At 73.3% G+C, this 14872-nt stretch carries 14 protein-coding genes; 13 read left to right on the top strand and 1 reads right to left on the bottom strand.

Annotated features, from left to right (window positions below; translation table 11 throughout):
* The first annotated feature begins 431 nt into the window (after nucleotides 1–431).
* The 7 genes from ssd to ACF1AG_RS12380 all read left to right on the top strand — a co-directional run bounded on the left by ssd (nucleotide 432) and on the right by ACF1AG_RS12380 (nucleotide 5485).
* Nucleotides 432–1532: a septum site-determining protein Ssd gene (gene ssd / locus ACF1AG_RS12410; RefSeq protein WP_391809712.1), complete on the top strand. Its 1101-nt coding sequence runs from the start codon at nucleotides 432–434 to the stop codon at nucleotides 1530–1532.
* Nucleotides 1529–2746 (top strand): TadA family conjugal transfer-associated ATPase, encoded by a 1218-nt coding sequence (locus ACF1AG_RS12405; RefSeq protein ID WP_359599892.1) that lies wholly within the window; start codon nucleotides 1529–1531, stop codon nucleotides 2744–2746. Before ssd ends, ACF1AG_RS12405 begins: the two co-directional genes overlap by 4 nt.
* Entirely contained in the window at nucleotides 2743–3603 is an 861-nt protein-coding gene (locus ACF1AG_RS12400) for a type II secretion system F family protein (protein ID WP_391809711.1), read from the top strand. The genes ACF1AG_RS12405 and ACF1AG_RS12400 overlap by 4 nt, the downstream gene beginning before the upstream one ends.
* Complete coding sequence (locus tag ACF1AG_RS12395) at nucleotides 3600–4385, top strand: type II secretion system F family protein (protein ID WP_391809710.1); 786 nt, start codon at nucleotides 3600–3602, stop codon at nucleotides 4383–4385. The genes ACF1AG_RS12400 and ACF1AG_RS12395 overlap by 4 nt, the downstream gene beginning before the upstream one ends.
* 116 nt (nucleotides 4386–4501) lie before the next feature.
* Entirely contained in the window at nucleotides 4502–4711 is a 210-nt protein-coding gene (locus ACF1AG_RS12390; RefSeq protein ID WP_391809709.1) for a DUF4244 domain-containing protein, read from the top strand.
* Nucleotides 4698–5108 (top strand): TadE family type IV pilus minor pilin, encoded by a 411-nt coding sequence (locus ACF1AG_RS12385; RefSeq protein WP_391809708.1) that lies wholly within the window; start codon nucleotides 4698–4700, stop codon nucleotides 5106–5108. Before ACF1AG_RS12390 ends, ACF1AG_RS12385 begins: the two co-directional genes overlap by 14 nt.
* Complete coding sequence (locus ACF1AG_RS12380) at nucleotides 5105–5485, top strand: Rv3654c family TadE-like protein (RefSeq protein WP_359599885.1); 381 nt, start codon at nucleotides 5105–5107, stop codon at nucleotides 5483–5485. Before ACF1AG_RS12385 ends, ACF1AG_RS12380 begins: the two co-directional genes overlap by 4 nt.
* On the opposite strand, the gene ACF1AG_RS12375 is transcribed toward ACF1AG_RS12380, so the two are convergent.
* Entirely contained in the window at nucleotides 5421–8015 is a 2595-nt protein-coding gene (locus ACF1AG_RS12375) for a DEAD/DEAH box helicase (RefSeq protein ID WP_359599884.1), read from the bottom strand. The genes ACF1AG_RS12380 and ACF1AG_RS12375 overlap by 65 nt on opposite strands.
* Before the next feature lie 79 nt (nucleotides 8016–8094).
* On the opposite strand from ACF1AG_RS12375, the gene bldG reads away from it, so the two are divergent.
* The 6 genes from bldG (at nucleotide 8095) to ACF1AG_RS12345 (ending at nucleotide 14748) form a co-directional block, all read left to right on the top strand.
* A complete protein-coding gene (bldG, locus tag ACF1AG_RS12370; protein ID WP_006132569.1) occupies nucleotides 8095–8436 on the top strand; it encodes an anti-sigma factor antagonist BldG in 342 nt (113 codons plus the stop codon).
* Nucleotides 8437–8546: 110 nt separating this feature from the next.
* Nucleotides 8547–8984, top strand: a complete 438-nt coding sequence (locus ACF1AG_RS12365) for an ATP-binding protein (protein WP_391809707.1) — start codon at nucleotides 8547–8549, stop codon at nucleotides 8982–8984.
* A 321-nt stretch (nucleotides 8985–9305) separates the two neighbouring features.
* Nucleotides 9306–11717, top strand: coding sequence for a sodium-translocating pyrophosphatase (locus ACF1AG_RS12360; RefSeq protein WP_391809706.1), 2412 nt, complete (start codon nucleotides 9306–9308; stop codon nucleotides 11715–11717).
* Between the two features lie 182 nt (nucleotides 11718–11899).
* On the top strand, nucleotides 11900–12490 hold the full coding sequence (locus tag ACF1AG_RS12355) for a small secreted protein (protein WP_242592085.1): 591 nt from the start codon (nucleotides 11900–11902) through the stop codon (nucleotides 12488–12490).
* A 115-nt stretch (nucleotides 12491–12605) separates the two neighbouring features.
* Nucleotides 12606–14135 (top strand): methyltransferase, encoded by a 1530-nt coding sequence (locus tag ACF1AG_RS12350; protein ID WP_387795817.1) that lies wholly within the window; start codon nucleotides 12606–12608, stop codon nucleotides 14133–14135.
* Between the two features lie 415 nt (nucleotides 14136–14550).
* Nucleotides 14551–14748: a hypothetical protein gene (locus tag ACF1AG_RS12345; RefSeq protein WP_359599879.1), complete on the top strand. Its 198-nt coding sequence runs from the start codon at nucleotides 14551–14553 to the stop codon at nucleotides 14746–14748.
* Nucleotides 14749–14872 lie beyond the last annotated feature (124 nt).

Here is a 14872-nt window from a genome sequence, read left to right as displayed (position 1 = left end):
CGTCGCATGTCCGGACGCATTTTCCGCTGCTTTCTCCCCTTCTTCCTCCCGTGCGGGTCCGCATGAGGAATTGATTGTCATGTGCGCGATTGATTACGAAGAGTAACGGTGGGGATGCTCTGCGGTTAGCGGTCCGCTGCTCCGCGGTTGTCGCACGGAAGCAATGGCGGTCTCACCGGTATGGGTGACCGCGATATTCACAGCCATCGCCCTGTCCACAGTTTTCCACCAAGATCCCCACGATTTCCGGGACCGCTGCACTGTCATTCCCACGCGTCCCGATCGCCGCGAGTGCACATCCGCTTCCGCTCGGCCGGGACGCGTCCGGCCGGTCTCCTCCGGCCGGTCCGCGGGGACCGCATCGCGGTCCCCCCACACCTGGAACCGGCGAGGCCCGAGGGCCGCGCGAGGTAGGGAGCACTGGGGACGACATGACCGGAACCGTCACACACGACCCACCGCCCGGAGGAAACCGTCCGGGCGCACCGCTGATCGTCACCGAGGACACGGGTCTCCTCGACGACCTGCTGCGCCTTTGCGCGGCCGCCGGCGCCACCCCGGAGGTCCACCACGGGCTGCCCGGGCCGCGCGGAAGCTGGGAGGCCGCGCCCCTGGTCCTCGTCGGTGACGACGCCGCCCGGCGGGCCCGCGGCGCGCCGCGCAGACAGGGGGTGGTGCTGGTCGGCCGCGACCAGGACGACCCGGGTGTGTGGCGGCGTGCCGTCGAGATCGGCGCCGACCACGTGCTGATGCTGCCCGACGGCGAGCAGTGGCTCGTCGACCGCATCGCCGACGTCGCCGAAGGCGTCGGACGGCCCGCGCTGACCGTCGGCGTCATCGGCGGCCGGGGCGGCGCGGGCGCGTCCACCCTGGCGTGCGCCCTCGCCGTCACCTCCGCCCGCGAGGGGCTGCGCACCCTGCTGGTGGACGCCGACCCGCTGGGCGGCGGACTGGACGTGGCGCTCGGCGGCGAGACGGCGAAAGGGCTGCGCTGGCCCGCCTTCGCGTCGTCGCACGGCCGGGTCGGCGGCGGCGCGCTGGAGGAGTCGCTGCCCGAGCTGCACTCGCTGAGGGTGCTCAGCTGGGACCGCGGCGACTGCCTCTCGGTGCCGCCCCGGGCCGTGCGCGCGGTCCTCGCCGCCGCCCGGCGCGGCGGCGGAACCGTCGTCGTCGACCTGCCGCGCCGCGTCGACGAGGGCGTCGCCGAGGTCCTCGCCCAGCTCGACCTGGCGCTTCTCGTGGTCCCGGCCGAACTGCGCGCCGTCGCGGCGGCCGGCCGCGTCGCCTCCGCCGTCGGCATGGTCCTGCGCGACCTGCGCGTCGCAGTCCGGGGGCCGTACGCACCCGGCCTGGACGACCGCGAGGTGGCCCGGCTGCTCGGCCTGCCCCTCGTCGGTGACGTGCCCGTCGAACCGGCCCTTCAGCGCGGGTACGGCACGGGACGGCCGCCCGGGGTGACCGGACGGGGCCCGCTGGCCCGTTTCTGCCGGGAGTTCTGGGAGCGCGCACTGGGGGAGGTGAGGGCGGCATGAGCGGGACGGGGACGACCGGGGCGGCGATCCCTCCCGGACTGCTCGACGGGGTGCGGCGGTGGCTGGCCGAGAGCGGCGCCGAGGCGACGCCCGCGCGGGTGGCGCAGGCCCTGCGTGAACAGGGCCGGGTGCTAGGTGACGCGGAAGTGCTCGGCGCGGCCGAGCAGTTGCGATGCGAGCTGGTCGGCAGCGGACCGCTGGAGCGGCTGCTGTCCGACCCGGCCGTGACCGACGTGCTGGTGTCCGCGCCGGACCGCGTCTGGGTGGACCGCGGCGGGGGCCTGATGCTCACCTCGGTCTCCTTCCCGGACGAGCCGTCCGTGCGGCGCCTGGCGCAGCGGCTCGCCGCGGTGGCCGGCCGGCGCCTGGACGACGCGCGGCCCTGGGTGGACGCCCGGCTTCCCGACGGGACCCGGCTGCACGCGGTGCTGCCCCCCGTCGCGGTGGGCGGTACCTGCCTGTCCCTGCGGGTCGTACGGCCACGCGCTTTCACCCTCGACGAACTGGTGGCCGCCGGGACGGTGCCGCCGGGAGGGGACCAGGTGCTGCGGGCGCTGATGGACGCCCGGCTGTCCTTCCTGGTCAGCGGCGGCACGGGCACGGGCAAGACCACCCTGCTCAGCGCCCTGCTGGGGCTGGTGGGGCCGGACGAGCGGATCGTGCTGGCGGAGGACTCCGCCGAGCTGCGACCCGACCATCCCCATGTCGTGCGGCTGGAGACCCGGCCCGCCAACCAGGAGGGCGCGGGACTGGTGACCCTGGAGGACCTGGTGCGCCAGGCCCTGCGGATGAGGCCGGACCGGCTCGTCGTGGGCGAGGTCCGCGGACCCGAGGTGGTGCATCTGCTCGCCGCGCTCAACACGGGACATGAGGGCGGCTCCGGCACGGTGCACGCCAACGCCGCGAGCGACGTCCCCGCCCGGCTGGAGGCGCTCGGCACCGCGGCGGGCCTCGACCGGTTCGCCCTCCACAGCCAGCTCGCTGCCGCGCTGTCGGTGGTGCTGCACCTGGTGCGGGACCGCAGCGGCAGGCGGCGGATCGCCGAGGTGCACGTCCTGGAGCGCGACCCCTCGGGACTGGTGCGGACGGCCCCGGCGCTGCGGTGGGGACCGGAGACCTTCGTCGCCGAGCCTGCCTGGCCGCGCCTGCGGCATCTGCTGCGCGCCGCGCGGGACGAGGAGGTCCGGGCAGGGCGAGAGGCGGTCGGCGCATGAGCGGGGTGACCGGGACGACGGTGGGCGCCGCGGTGGCCTGTCTGGGGTCGGCGGCCTGGGTGCTGGGCGGCGGACACCGGGAGGTCAGGCGGGTGCGGGCGCTCGTCGGGGACGACCGGGGTTCGGGACGGCCTCGTCTCGCGCCGGCGGCGGACCGGCTCAGGGCACGACTCCGCGTCGAGTGGGCGTCGTTGGCCGTCGGCGTGGTGCTGGCGGTCCTCGGGGCGTCGATGCTGCCGGTCGTCGCGGGGGCGGCCGGGGTGCCTGTGCTGCGCAAGGTGCGGCGGGCGGCCGCGGCGCGCAAGGAGCGGGACGGCCGAGCGGACGCGGTGGTCGCGCTGTGCGGGGCGCTGGCAGGCGAGTTGAGGGCGGGACGGCAGCCGGGCGAGGCGTTGCTGCCGGCCGCCCGGGACTCCGGCGGGCTCGGTGGTCATCAGGCGGCCGTGCTGGCGGCGGCGCGGTTCGGCGGCGACGTGCCGGACGCGCTCACGGCGGCGGCCCGGCAGCCCGGCGCCGAGGGACTGCGCGGACTCGCCGCGTGCTGGCGGGTGGCGGTGGATCAGGGCGCGGGACTCGCGGACGGCCTCGACCGGCTGGAAGCGGCCCTGCGTGCCGAGCGGGACCAGCGGGCCGACCTGCGCGCCCAGTTGTCCGGGGCCCGCACCACGGCGGTCATGCTCGCGGGGCTTCCGGTGGTCGGGCTGGCGCTGGGCGCGGCCCTGGGCGCCGATCCGCTGCACGTCCTGCTGCACACGCCGTCGGGGACGGTCTGTCTGGCGGCCGGCGGGGTGCTGGAAGGGCTGGGCCTGTGGTGGGCGCTGCGGATCATGCGCGGGGCCGAGGAGGCGGTGGCATGAGTGGCGACGTCGTCCACAGGCTGGGGACGGTCGCGGGAGTCGCCGCCGTGCTCGTGGGGTCCTGGGCCTGGTGGCACCGGCTCCGGTACGAGCGGCGGACACGGCGGCGACTCGACGCGCTCGTGTCCCGGAAGCGGCGAAGAACGGGAGCGCTCCTCCCGCTGTTCGGAACCGCGCGCGACCGGCTGCCGTACGTGGCGGTGGTGGGCGCCGGGTGGGTGACGGTGGGCGGGACCGTAGGCGTCGGGCTGGGGCTGGTCCTGGCGGCGGGACTGTGGCAGTGGCACCGGCGGCAGACGCGGGCGGCCCCCGAAGAGAGCGCGCCCGACTCGGCTCTGGCGGCACGCCAGCTACCGCTCGCCGCCGACCTGCTGTCCGCCTGCATCGCGGCGGGCGCCGGACCGGCACCGGCTGCGCAGGCCGTCGGGGAGACCCTGGGCGGCCCGGTCGGGGACGCCTTGGCGCGAGGCGCCGCGGAGGTACGGCTCGGCGGTGCGCCGGGGGAGGCATGGCGTCGGCTGGCCGCTCTGCCCGGCGCGGTCCCGCTGGCCCGGCTGCTGGAGCGGGCCGACGTGTCGGGCCTTCCGCTGGCCGCACCGGTGGGCCGGCTCGCCGCCGAGTCGCGGGCCGAGTGGTCCCGCGCGGCGACCGCTCGGGCCCGGCGGGCGGCGGTCCTGATCAGCGCGCCGGTGGGGCTGTGCTTCCTGCCCGCCTTCATCGCCGTCGGCGTCCTGCCCGTGGTGATCGGGCTCGCGGGCGGGGTGCTGGGAGGGGGTGGGTGAGGAGGCGCGGCGGACGACGAAGGACGACGGCAGACGACGAGAACCGGCGAAGACCGGTGACCGGAACCGGCGACAGCCGGCGACGACAAACGGACACGGCACGTATGGAGGTTCGGATGTATCAGGTGGTGCGGGCGCGGCTGCGTGCCCTGACGGCGAGGGTGCGCGGGGCGCGGAGGGACGCCGGGATGGTGACCTCGGAGTACGCGATGGGGATCGTGGCGGCGGTGGCGTTCGCCGTGGTGCTCTACCGGGTGGTCAACAGCGGCGCGGTCAGCACGGCCCTGCGGAACATCGTGCAGCAGGCCCTCGATGGCCGCATGTGACGGGGGACGCGGCAGATGGCGCGGCGGACGGGGCGACAGGTGGCGCGACCGCGGGTTCGTGACGGCGGAGTCGGCGTTGGTGCTGCCCGTGCTGGTGCTGTTCGTGACGGCGCTGGTGTGGGGGCTGATGGTGGTGGCCGCGCAGATCCAGTGTGTGGACGCGGCCCGGGCGGGGGCCCGGGCGGCGGCACGGCAGGATCCGCCGGACGCGGTGGTCGAGGTGACCCGGGAGGCCGCGCCGGCGGGTGCGCGGGTCACGGTGGGCCGGGACGCCGAGCAGGTCAGGGTGACCGTGGTGGCCAGGGCGCCGATGCTGCGGGCGCTGCCCTACGAGCTGAGGGAGGAGGCCGTCGCGGCGGTCGAGGAGGGTGTGGTGGCCGTGGGCACGGCGAGGTGAGGGACGCCACGCGGAGAGGCGACCGCGGCTCCGCCTCCGTGTGGTGCGTCGGTGCGGTCGCCGTGCTGTGCGTGGTGTTCGGGGTGGTGCTGGCCCTGGGGCACGCCGTGGTGGTCCGGCACCGGGCGGCGGGAGGCGCGGACCTCGCGGCGCTCGCCGCCGCCGACCACTGGGCCCACGGTGCGGCGGAGGCGTGCGCGCGGGCTGACCGGGTGGCCCGGGCGCAGGACGCGCGGCTCGTGCGGTGCGTGATGACCGGCGAGGTGTCGGACGTGTCGGTGACGTCCGGCGTGGGGCCGTTCACCGCGCAGGTCAGGGCACGGGCGGGGCCTCCGGGTCCGGTGCCGCCTCCGCCACCCCCTCGGTCGATGCGCTGATCCGGCCGCCGCGCCCCTCGGAAGCCTCGGCGACGGTCTCCGCCTCCTCGGTCCCTTCCTCGGCCCCGTCCGTCTTCTCCTCGGGCGCCCCCTCCAGCAGCACGTCCAGGAGCCGCACGGCGCCCCGCTTGTGCAAGGGGTCGTTGCCGTTGCCGCACTTGGGGGACTGGATGCAGGAGGGGCAGCCGGCCTCGCACTCGCAGGAGGCGATGGCCTGGCGGGTGGCCGTGAGCCAGGAGCGGGCGGTGTGGAAGGCGCGTTCGGCGAAGCCCGCGCCGCCCGGGTGGCCGTCGTAGACGAAGACCGTGGGCAGCAGGGTGTCGGGGTGCAGCGGGATCGAGACGCCGCCGATGTCCCAGCGGTCGCAGGTGGCGAACAGCGGCAGCATGCCGATCGACGCGTGCTCGGCCGCGTGGAGGGCGCCGCCGAGGATCTCCGGGTTGATCCGGGCCCGGTCCAGCTGGTCCTCGGTGACCGTCCACCACACGGCGCGGGTGCGCAGCGTACGGGGAGGCAGGTCGAGTTTGGTCTCGCCGAGCACCTCGCCGGTGATGACCCGCCGCCGCAGGAAGGAGACGACCTGGTTGGTCACCTCGACGGAGCCGAAGCAGAGGCGTCCGTCGCCCCAGGGGATCTCGGTGTCCGTCTCCAGGACGGAGATGGACGTCGTGTCCCGCGCCACGGTCGTGTACGACGGGCTGGCCTGCTCGACCAGGGCGACGGAGTCCTCCAGGTCGAGGGAGCGGACGACGTAGGTGCGGCCCTGGTGCAGGTGGACCGCGCCCTCGTGGACGCTGGTGTGTGCGGCGTTCGCGTCGACCGTGCCCAGCAGCCGGCCCGTCCCCGCCTCGACGACCTGGACGGGGCGCCCGCCCTCCCCGCGGATGTCGGTGAGGTCGGCGGCCCGCTCGCGGCGCGTCCAGTGCCAGGCCCGCGTCCGCCGGCGCAGCAGCTTCGCGGCCTCCAGCTGCGGCAGCAGCTCCTCGGTGGTGGGGCCGAAGAGGGCGAGGTCGTCCTCGGTGAGGGGCAGCTCCTCGGCGGCCGCGCACAGGTGCGGGGCGAGGACGTACGGGTTGTCGGGGTCGAGGACCGTGGACTCCACAGGACGGTCGAAGAGCGCCTCGGGGTGGTGCACGAGGAAGGTGTCCAGCGGGTCGTCGCGGGCCACGAGCACGGCGAGTGCGCCCTGCCCGGAGCGTCCCGCGCGGCCGGCCTGCTGCCACAGGGAGGCGCGGGTGCCCGGGTAGCCGGCGATGACGACGGCGTCCAGGCCGGAGACGTCCATGCCGAGTTCGAGGGCGTTGGTGGCGGCGAGGCCGAGGAGTTCGCCGGAGTGCAGGGCGCGTTCGAGGGCGCGGCGCTCCTCGGGGAGGTAACCGCCCCGGTAGGCGGCGACCCGCCGGGTCAGGGACCGGTCGACCTCGGCGAGGCGCTCCTTGGCGATCACGGAGATCAGCTCGGCGCCGCGCCGGGAGCGGACGAAGGCGACCGAGCGGACGCCCTGCACGGTGAGGTCGGTGAGCAGGTCGGCGGCCTCGGCGGTGGCGGTGCGGCGGACCGGGGCGCCCTTCTCGCCGTGCAGCTCGGTCAGCGGCGGCTCCCAGAGAGCGAACACCAGTTCACCACGCGGGGAGGCGTCGTCCGCGACCTCGACCACGGGCAGGCCGGTGAGGCGGCGGGCGGCGACGGCGGGCTCGGCGGCGGTCGCCGAGGCCAGCAGGAACACGGGCGACGCGCCGTAGCGGGCGCACAGCCGCCGCAGCCGGCGCAGCACCTGGGCGACGTGCGAGCCGAACACGCCCCGGTAGGTGTGGCACTCGTCGATCACGACGTACTTGAGCGCCTTGAGGAAGGAGGACCAGCGGGGGTGAGACGGCAGGATGCCCCGGTGCAGCATGTCGGGGTTGGTCAGCACGTAGTTGGCGTACTGGCGGATCCATTCGCGTTCCTCGAACGGAGTGTCGCCGTCGTGGACCGCCGCGCGCACCGAATGGCCCAGTGGTTGTGAAAGTTCCTTCACGGACCGGCACTGGTCCGCGGCGAGTGCCTTCGTGGGGGCGAGGTAGAGGGCGGTGGCGCCCCTGCCGTTCGGCGCCTCGGCCCCGTCCAGCAGCGTGGACAGCACGGGCACCAGGTACGACAGGGACTTGCCGGAGGCCGTGCCGGTGGCGACCACCACCGAGTCGCCGTCCAGGGCGTGCTCGGCGGCCCGCGCCTGGTGGGCCCAGGGGTGTTCGATTCCCGCGGCCTGTACTGCGGCGATCACCTCCGGGCGGATCCGGTCCGGCCAGACGGCATGGCGACCCGCACGCGGGGGCAAGTGCTCCGTATGAGTAATGCGCGAAGCCCGGCTCGGTCCGGACGTGAGCCGGTCCAGGACGTCGCCCGGCGCGGCGGTCCTGGATCGCGTGTCCGCAGGGGGTCGATCGGATCGGTGATTCTTGGCCATCGGCACCGAGTGTGTCACCGGCGTGACGGACAATGGGGCCAAGGCGTCGTGCACGCCTGCCGGTAAGTGATTGAATGCCATGGCGGCTGGCGAACCGTCCCGGGGGCTGAGCCGAGATGTCCCAAGGGCGACCGCTCGATAGCTAGGTGCTGGAGGATCCGTGGACCTGTCTCTGTCGACCGAGACCGTGGGCGATCGCACGATCGTCAGGGTCGGTGGCGAAATCGACGTATATACCGCGCCCAAGCTGCGCGAGCAGCTGGTCGAGCTGGTGAATGACGGCAGTTTCCACCTTGTCGTCGACATGGAAGGTGTGGACTTCCTCGACTCCACCGGTCTCGGCGTGCTGGTCGGCGGCCTGAAGCGGGTGCGAGCCCACGAGGGCTCGCTGCGCCTGGTCTGCAACCAGGAGCGCATTTTGAAGATCTTCCGCATCACCGGCCTCACCAAGGTGTTCCCGATCCACACCTCGGTCGAGGAAGCGGTGGCGGCGACCGACTGACCACCCGCTCCCGGGCGGCCGTGCCCGGGCAGCACGAGAGACACCGAAGGGGGCCGGGCGTTCGGCGGCCCGGCCCCTTCACCGCACGCCCGTAGTCGCGAGGGGGATGCATGGCCACCGTCGAACTCCGCTTCAGCGCGCTGCCCGAGCACGTCCGGACCGCCCGGCTCGTGGCGGCGGCGGTGGCGCGCAGGGCCGGAGTGGACGAGGCCGTCCTCGACGAGGTGAGGCTCGCCGTCGGCGAGGCCTGCACCCGGGCCGTCGGACTGCACCAGCACGGCGGCATTTCGGCGCCCGTGAAGGTGCTGCTGATCGAGGAGGAGAAGCAGTTCTCCATCGAGGTCGGCGACGAGGCCCCGCACGCCCCCGTCCCGGCCCGCTCGGCCGACGAGGTGCTCGGCGACCCCGACGCGGAGTCCGAGGAGGACGAGATGGGCCTCGCGGTCATCAGCGGCCTCGTCGACGACGTCGAGGTGAGTGCCGGGGAGAACGGCGGATCGATCCGCATGAGGTGGCCGACCACGCCGTCGGCCGCGACGTTCACCTGACCGGTTCACCCGTACGCCGAGCGTTTTCCGAAGGGCCCCCTGCTTGGGGGCCCTTCGGCATGTGCGGGTGCCGGGAACCCCGCTTACAGTGGTTCCCAGCGGAAGATCGCGTGAATTCTTTCACGATCCTCCGTGCCCGGGAAAATTCGATCACGAGAATGCCTCAAAGGCATTACCGATTTCCGGCCGACCGGCTGCCGGAGATCAATGGTGAAGAGCGACTGCACGCCATTTACATTTCTCGCGGTCTGTTTAGATCAGGTTCCGGTACCTACAATCCCGTCCACATCTTGAGCTCAGCCCAAGCGTCAAGGAGGACGAATGGCGGGGCTTTCCATCTCATACGAGTCGGGCCAACCCACATCCCTCGCAGCCGCCGTGCTGACCGACGAGAACCGCGTGCTCGTGGTGACCATCGGTGTCGTGGCCCTGGCGGCGCTGGCCGTCGCGGCCGTCCTGGTGCGCCAGGTGCTCGCGGCCGGCGAGGGCACCGACAGCATGAAGAAGATCGCGGCCGCGGTCCAGGAAGGCGCCAACGCCTATCTGGCCCGCCAACTGCGCACGCTCGGCGTATTCGCCGTGATCGTTTTCTTCCTGCTCCTGCTGCTGCCCGCGGACGACTGGAATCAGCGTGCCGGGCGGTCGGTGTTCTTCTTGATCGGAGCGGCGTTCTCGGCGGCCACCGGCTATATCGGCATGTGGCTCGCGGTACGCAGTAATGTCCGGGTCGCAGCCGCGGCCAGGGAAGCCACTCCGGCCGAGGGCGAGCCGGAAAAGGATCTCACCACCGTTTCGCACAAGGCGATGAAGATCGCTTTCCGTACGGGCGGTGTGGTCGGCATGTTCACGGTGGGGCTGGGTCTGCTCGGCGCCGCCTGTGTCGTGCTGGTGTACGCGGCCGACGCGCCGAAGGTGCTCGAGGGATTCGGCCTCGGGGCCGCGCTGATCGCGATGTTCATGCGGGTCGGCGGCGGCATCTTCACCAAGGCCGCCGACGTCGGCGCCGACCTGGTCGGCAAGGTCGAGAAGGGCATTCCGGAGGACGATCCGCGCAATGCCGCGACCATCGCCGACAACGTGGGCGACAACGTCGGCGACTGCGCGGGCATGGCGGCCGACCTCTTCGAGTCGTACGCCGTGACGCTGGTGGCCGCGCTGATCCTCGGGTCTGCGGCGTTCGGCAACGCGGGCCTCGCGTTCCCGCTGCTGGTCCCCGCGATCGGTGTGATCACCGCGATGATCGGCATCTTCGCAGTGGCGCCCCGGCGCGCCGACCGCAGCGGCATGAGCGCGATCAACCGCGGGTTCTTCATCTCCGCGGTGATCTCGCTCGTGCTGGTCGCGATCGCCACGTTCGTCTACCTGCCGTCGTCGTACGCCGACCTCACCGGGGTGACCGACGAGGCCGTCCTGGCCAAGAGCGGCGACCCGCGGATCCTCGCGCTGGTCGCGGTGGCCATCGGCATCGTGATGGCCGCGCTGATCCAGCAGCTCACCGGCTACTTCACCGAGACCACCCGGCGTCCCGTGCGGGACATCGGGAAGACCTCGCTCACCGGACCGGCCACCGTGATCCTCGCCGGTGTCTCCGTGGGCCTGGAATCGGCCGTCTACACCGCCCTGTTGATCGGCCTCGGCGTGTACGGGGCGTTCCTGCTCGGCGGCACGTCGATCATGCTGGCGCTCTTCGCGGTGGCGCTGGCCGGCACCGGTCTGCTCACCACGGTCGGCGTGATCGTCGCGATGGACACCTTCGGCCCGGTCTCCGACAACGCGCAGGGCATCGCCGAGATGTCCGGCGACGTCGAGGGCGCGGGCGCGCAGGTGCTCACCAACCTGGACGCGGTCGGCAACACCACGAAGGCCATCACCAAGGGCATCGCCATCGCCACGGCCGTCCTCGCGGCGGCGGCGCTGTTCGGCTCGTACCGGGACGCCATCACCACCGGCGCGCGGGAGGTGGGCGAACGGCTCAGCGGCGAGGGCGCGCCGCTGAGTCTGATGATGGACATCTCACAGCCCAACAACCTCGTCGGCCTGATCGCGGGCGCGGCGGTCGTCTTCCTCTTCTCGGGGCTGGCGATCAACGCGGTGTCCCGGTCGGCGGGTTCGGTGGTCTACGAGGTGCGGCGGCAGTTCCGTGAGAAGCCCGGGATCATGGACCACACCGAGACGCCCGAGTACGGCAAGGTCGTCGACATCTGCACCAAGGACGCCCTGCGGGAGCTCGCCACGCCCGGTCTGCTCGCGGTGATGGCGCCCATCTTCATCGGGTTCACGCTCGGTGTGGGCGCGCTCGGCGCCTTCCTGGCCGGCGCGATCGGCTCGGGCACGCTGATGGCGGTGTTCCTCGCCAACTCCGGCGGCGCGTGGGACAACGCCAAGAAGCTCGTCGAGGACGGCCACCACGGCGGCAAGGGCAGCGAGGCCCACGCGGCCACCGTCATCGGCGACACGGTCGGCGACCCGTTCAAGGACACCGCCGGTCCGGCGATCAACCCCCTGCTGAAGGTGATGAACCTGGTGGCGCTGCTCATCGCGCCCGCGGTCATCAAGTTCTCCTACGGCGCCGACGAGAGCGTCGGGGTGCGGGTGCTGATCGCGGTCGTCTCCGCGCTGGTGATCATCGCGGCGGTGTACGTGTCCAAGCGGCGCGGGATCGCCGTGGACGACGACGGGGGCGACGCGCAGCCGAGGCCCAACTCGCCCGACCCGGCGGTGGTTTCCCGGTAGGGCGAGACGGACACCGGTCCAAGGTGCGGGCGGGCGGCGCGGATTGACGCGCAGCCCGCCCGCACCGTTTTCGGCCCGTGACCCTTGTCTCGCCTGGTGCAAATGGTTACAAAAACGTTCTTACCGGACGTTCGACAAGTGGGTGTAGGCCATCCGGCGTGTATGTTCCGGGGCCGAAGGCCATGGAAGGGACCAATCCGGTGAACAAGAAGCTCGCGGCCGCACTGTCCGGCGGTGCGGTACTGGTACTGGCGCTGACGGGATGCGGCGGCGACGACAGCGACGAGAAGCTGGACGCATGGGCGAAGGAGGTCTGCGACGCCGTGCAGCCGCAGGCCGCCAAGATCAAGGCGGCCAACACCGCCATCCAGAAGGAGACCTCGGACAACAGCACGCCGCAGGCGGTCCAGCAGGCCGACTCGAAGGCCTTCCAGGACATGTCCGACGCCTACAAGGCCATCGGCGCCGCCGTGAACAAGGCCGGCGCGCCCGACGTCGAGAACGGCGAGCAGAAGCAGCAGGACGCCGTGAAGGAGCTCAACAGCATCTCCGCGTCCTACGCCACCCTCAAGAAGCAGGTCGACGGCCTCAACACCAAGGACCAGGCGGACTTCGCCGACGGTCTGAAGGACATCGCGGCCGAGCTGGACAAGCTGAGCAAGAGCGGCAGCGACGCCCTCAGCACGCTGGAGGAGGGCAAGGTCGGCGAGGCCATGTCCCGTCAGGCCAGCTGCCAGACCGCCACCGCGTCGGCGGGCGCGACCAAGAGCTGACGGCGGCTCGCGCGGTCGGGGCCGCCCGGCTGACGGCGGCTCGCGCGGTCGGGGCCGCCCGGCTGACGGCGGCTCAGCGGCCGCGGGTGCGCGCCGGGTGGGGGCGGCGGCCACAATGGAGGGCGTGAGTGACGCCAGCCTGCCGCCCCTGCCCTCGTCCGACCGCACCGATGCCGCCGCCCGGCTGCGGGAGGCGCTGCTCGGCGCCTCCTTCACCGCCGACGGACTGCTCGACCTGCTCGGCGCCCCCGCGTACGCGGCGCTGGCCCGCAGCGAGACCGTGCCCGCGCTCCGCGCCACCCGCGGGGACACGCCGCTGGAGCTGCTCGTGAGGCTGTTCCTGCTCCAGCAGCCGGTGTCCCGCGCGGGACTGGACGGCGTCGTGCCCGTCGACGTCTGCCTGGAGAGCGGCTGGCTCCGTCCCGCGGACGCGGACACGCTCGCGGCGACCGTGGACGTCCGGCCGTACGGCGGGTCCGACGGCGAGGACTGGTACGTCGTGTCGGACCTCGGGTGCGCGGTCGGCGGCGCCGGGGGCATCGGCAGCCGGGAGGCGGGCGTGGTGCTCGGCGTCGGCGGCGCGTCCGCCACACTGGCCGGCATCACCGTCCGGACGCCCGTGAGGTCGGCGCTCGACGTGGGCACCGGGTCCGGCATCCAGGCGCTGCACGCCGCCCGGCACGCCATGCGCGTGACCGCCACCGACGTGAACCCGCGCGCCCTGCACATCACGGCGCTCACCCTGGCGCTGTCCGGTGTCCCGGCCGCCGATCTGCGCGAGGGATCGCTGTTCGCCCCCCTGCGGGACGACGAGACGTACGACCTGATCGTGTCGAACCCGCCGTTCGTCATCTCGCCCGGGGCGCGGCTCACCTACCGCGACGGCGGGATGGGCGGGGACGACCTGTGCCGCACACTCGTCCAGCAGGCGGGAGAGCGGCTCGACGAGGGCGGGTACGCGCAGTTCCTGGCCAACTGGCAGCACGTCGAGGGGGAGGACTGGCAGGACCGGCTCCGCTCCTGGGTGCCGCGCGGCTGCGACGCGTGGATCGTGCAGCGCGAGGTGCAGGACGTGACGCAGTACGCCGAGCTGTGGCTGCGGGACGCGGGCGACCACCGCGGGGACGAGGCGGAGTACCGGGCGCGGTACGACGCGTGGCTGGACGAGTTCGAGGCGCGCAAGGTCAGGGCGGTCGGCTTCGGCTGGATCACCCTGCGCCGGACGGACGCAGCTGTGCCGTCGGTCACGGTGGAGGAGTGGCCGCACCCGGTGGAGCAGCCGCTCGGCGACACGGTCCGCGCCCACTTCGAGCGGCTGGACTACCTGCGGTCGCACGACGACGCGGCGCTGCTGGAGGCGCGCTTCGAGCTGGCTCCCGAGGTGGTCCAGGAGCAGGTCGGGCTGCCCGGCGCCGAGGACCCCGAGCACGTCGTGCTGCGCCAGAACCGCGGGATGCGCCGGGCGACCAAGGTCGACACCATCGGTGCCGGCTTCGCCGGCGTCTGCGACGGCACCATGACGGCGGGCCGGATCCTGGACGCCATCGCCCAGCTCCTCGGCGAGGACCCGGTCCTGCTGCGCGACCGCACCCCGGCGCAGATTCGGCTGCTGGTCGAGCAGGGGTTCCTGGACCCGGTGGACTGAGGGGCCCTCGCCCCTGGATCTCGGGTGCGGGTGGTCGGTGGTTGCTCGCGCAGTTCCCCTCGCCCTTGAAGGTGCTGCGGTGGACGCGCCCCGAAGGGGCGCGGGGAACTGCGCGGCCAGCCCGTCCCGCGGACGACGACGACACCGCACCACGCCGAGCCACACGCGCCACGGTGACCGGCTCCCGTACACCTCTGTGTCGTACGCCGCATCTTTCACGCCCGTGTCGGCCCCGGGGCGGGACGGTCCGGATCCCGCTGAAGTTTTCGGAAGCGGACCCCGCGTGCCCGCTTCCGGACCCCTCGCCGCCCTCCCGAGCCGATCCGTTCACCTCCGGTTCGCCCTCCCGCCGCCCACGCGTGACAGCGTCCCGAGCAGTCGGCGCAGGGACGGACGAGAGGGGACGCGGGCGACCATGGAGAGCGGGCCGGCGATCTACGCGGGAACGGTGTTCTGCCTGTTCGGTGCCGGTTTGCTGGCCTGGACGGTGTCCCGTGCGCGGCTGCACCGCCCGGTCGCCCTCGGTGTGAACCGCGTCGCATCGACCACGCTCGCCTGGACCGTCGCGCTCGTCTCCCTGGCCCTGGGCGCCTGGTGCTTCGGCCGTCTCTGACGCGCACCGGGGGCCGGACCCCGCAGTAACCGAAGGATCGCCCTCCGCATAAGAGCGGGCGGAGTCTGGACACTCCGGGCGGCAGGAACGGTGGTAGTCGGGTTACCGTTCGAGTGGCCGTTGC

Origin of the sequence: Streptomyces sp. NPDC014764 (genome assembly GCF_043082785.1) — a bacterium.
In the GTDB taxonomy this organism is placed as follows: Bacteria; Actinomycetota; Actinomycetes; order Streptomycetales; family Streptomycetaceae; genus Streptomyces; species Streptomyces althioticus.
Note: the sequence above shows the minus strand (reverse complement) of the source record. Positions and strands in the feature narration are given on the sequence as shown.

Excerpts from the sequence above, each read along its gene's own strand:
- ssd (WP_391809712.1), top strand. The coding sequence starts at position 432 with ATGACCGGAACCGTCACACACGACCCACCGCCCGGAGGAAACCGTCCG.
- ACF1AG_RS12405 (WP_359599892.1), top strand. The coding sequence starts at position 1,529 with ATGAGCGGGACGGGGACGACCGGGGCGGCGATCCCTCCCGGACTGCTC.
- ACF1AG_RS12400 (WP_391809711.1), top strand. The coding sequence starts at position 2,743 with ATGAGCGGGGTGACCGGGACGACGGTGGGCGCCGCGGTGGCCTGTCTG.
- ACF1AG_RS12395 (WP_391809710.1), top strand. The coding sequence starts at position 3,600 with ATGAGTGGCGACGTCGTCCACAGGCTGGGGACGGTCGCGGGAGTCGCC.
- ACF1AG_RS12390 (WP_391809709.1), top strand. The coding sequence starts at position 4,502 with ATGTATCAGGTGGTGCGGGCGCGGCTGCGTGCCCTGACGGCGAGGGTG.
- ACF1AG_RS12385 (WP_391809708.1), top strand. The coding sequence starts at position 4,698 with ATGGCCGCATGTGACGGGGGACGCGGCAGATGGCGCGGCGGACGGGGC.
- ACF1AG_RS12375 (WP_359599884.1), bottom strand. The coding sequence starts at position 8,015 with ATGGCATTCAATCACTTACCGGCAGGCGTGCACGACGCCTTGGCCCCA.
- ACF1AG_RS12365 (WP_391809707.1), top strand. The coding sequence starts at position 8,547 with ATGGCCACCGTCGAACTCCGCTTCAGCGCGCTGCCCGAGCACGTCCGG.
- ACF1AG_RS12360 (WP_391809706.1), top strand. The coding sequence starts at position 9,306 with ATGGCGGGGCTTTCCATCTCATACGAGTCGGGCCAACCCACATCCCTC.
- ACF1AG_RS12355 (WP_242592085.1), top strand. The coding sequence starts at position 11,900 with ATGGAAGGGACCAATCCGGTGAACAAGAAGCTCGCGGCCGCACTGTCC.
- ACF1AG_RS12350 (WP_387795817.1), top strand. The coding sequence starts at position 12,606 with ATGGAGGGCGTGAGTGACGCCAGCCTGCCGCCCCTGCCCTCGTCCGAC.
- ACF1AG_RS12345 (WP_359599879.1), top strand. The coding sequence starts at position 14,551 with ATGGAGAGCGGGCCGGCGATCTACGCGGGAACGGTGTTCTGCCTGTTC.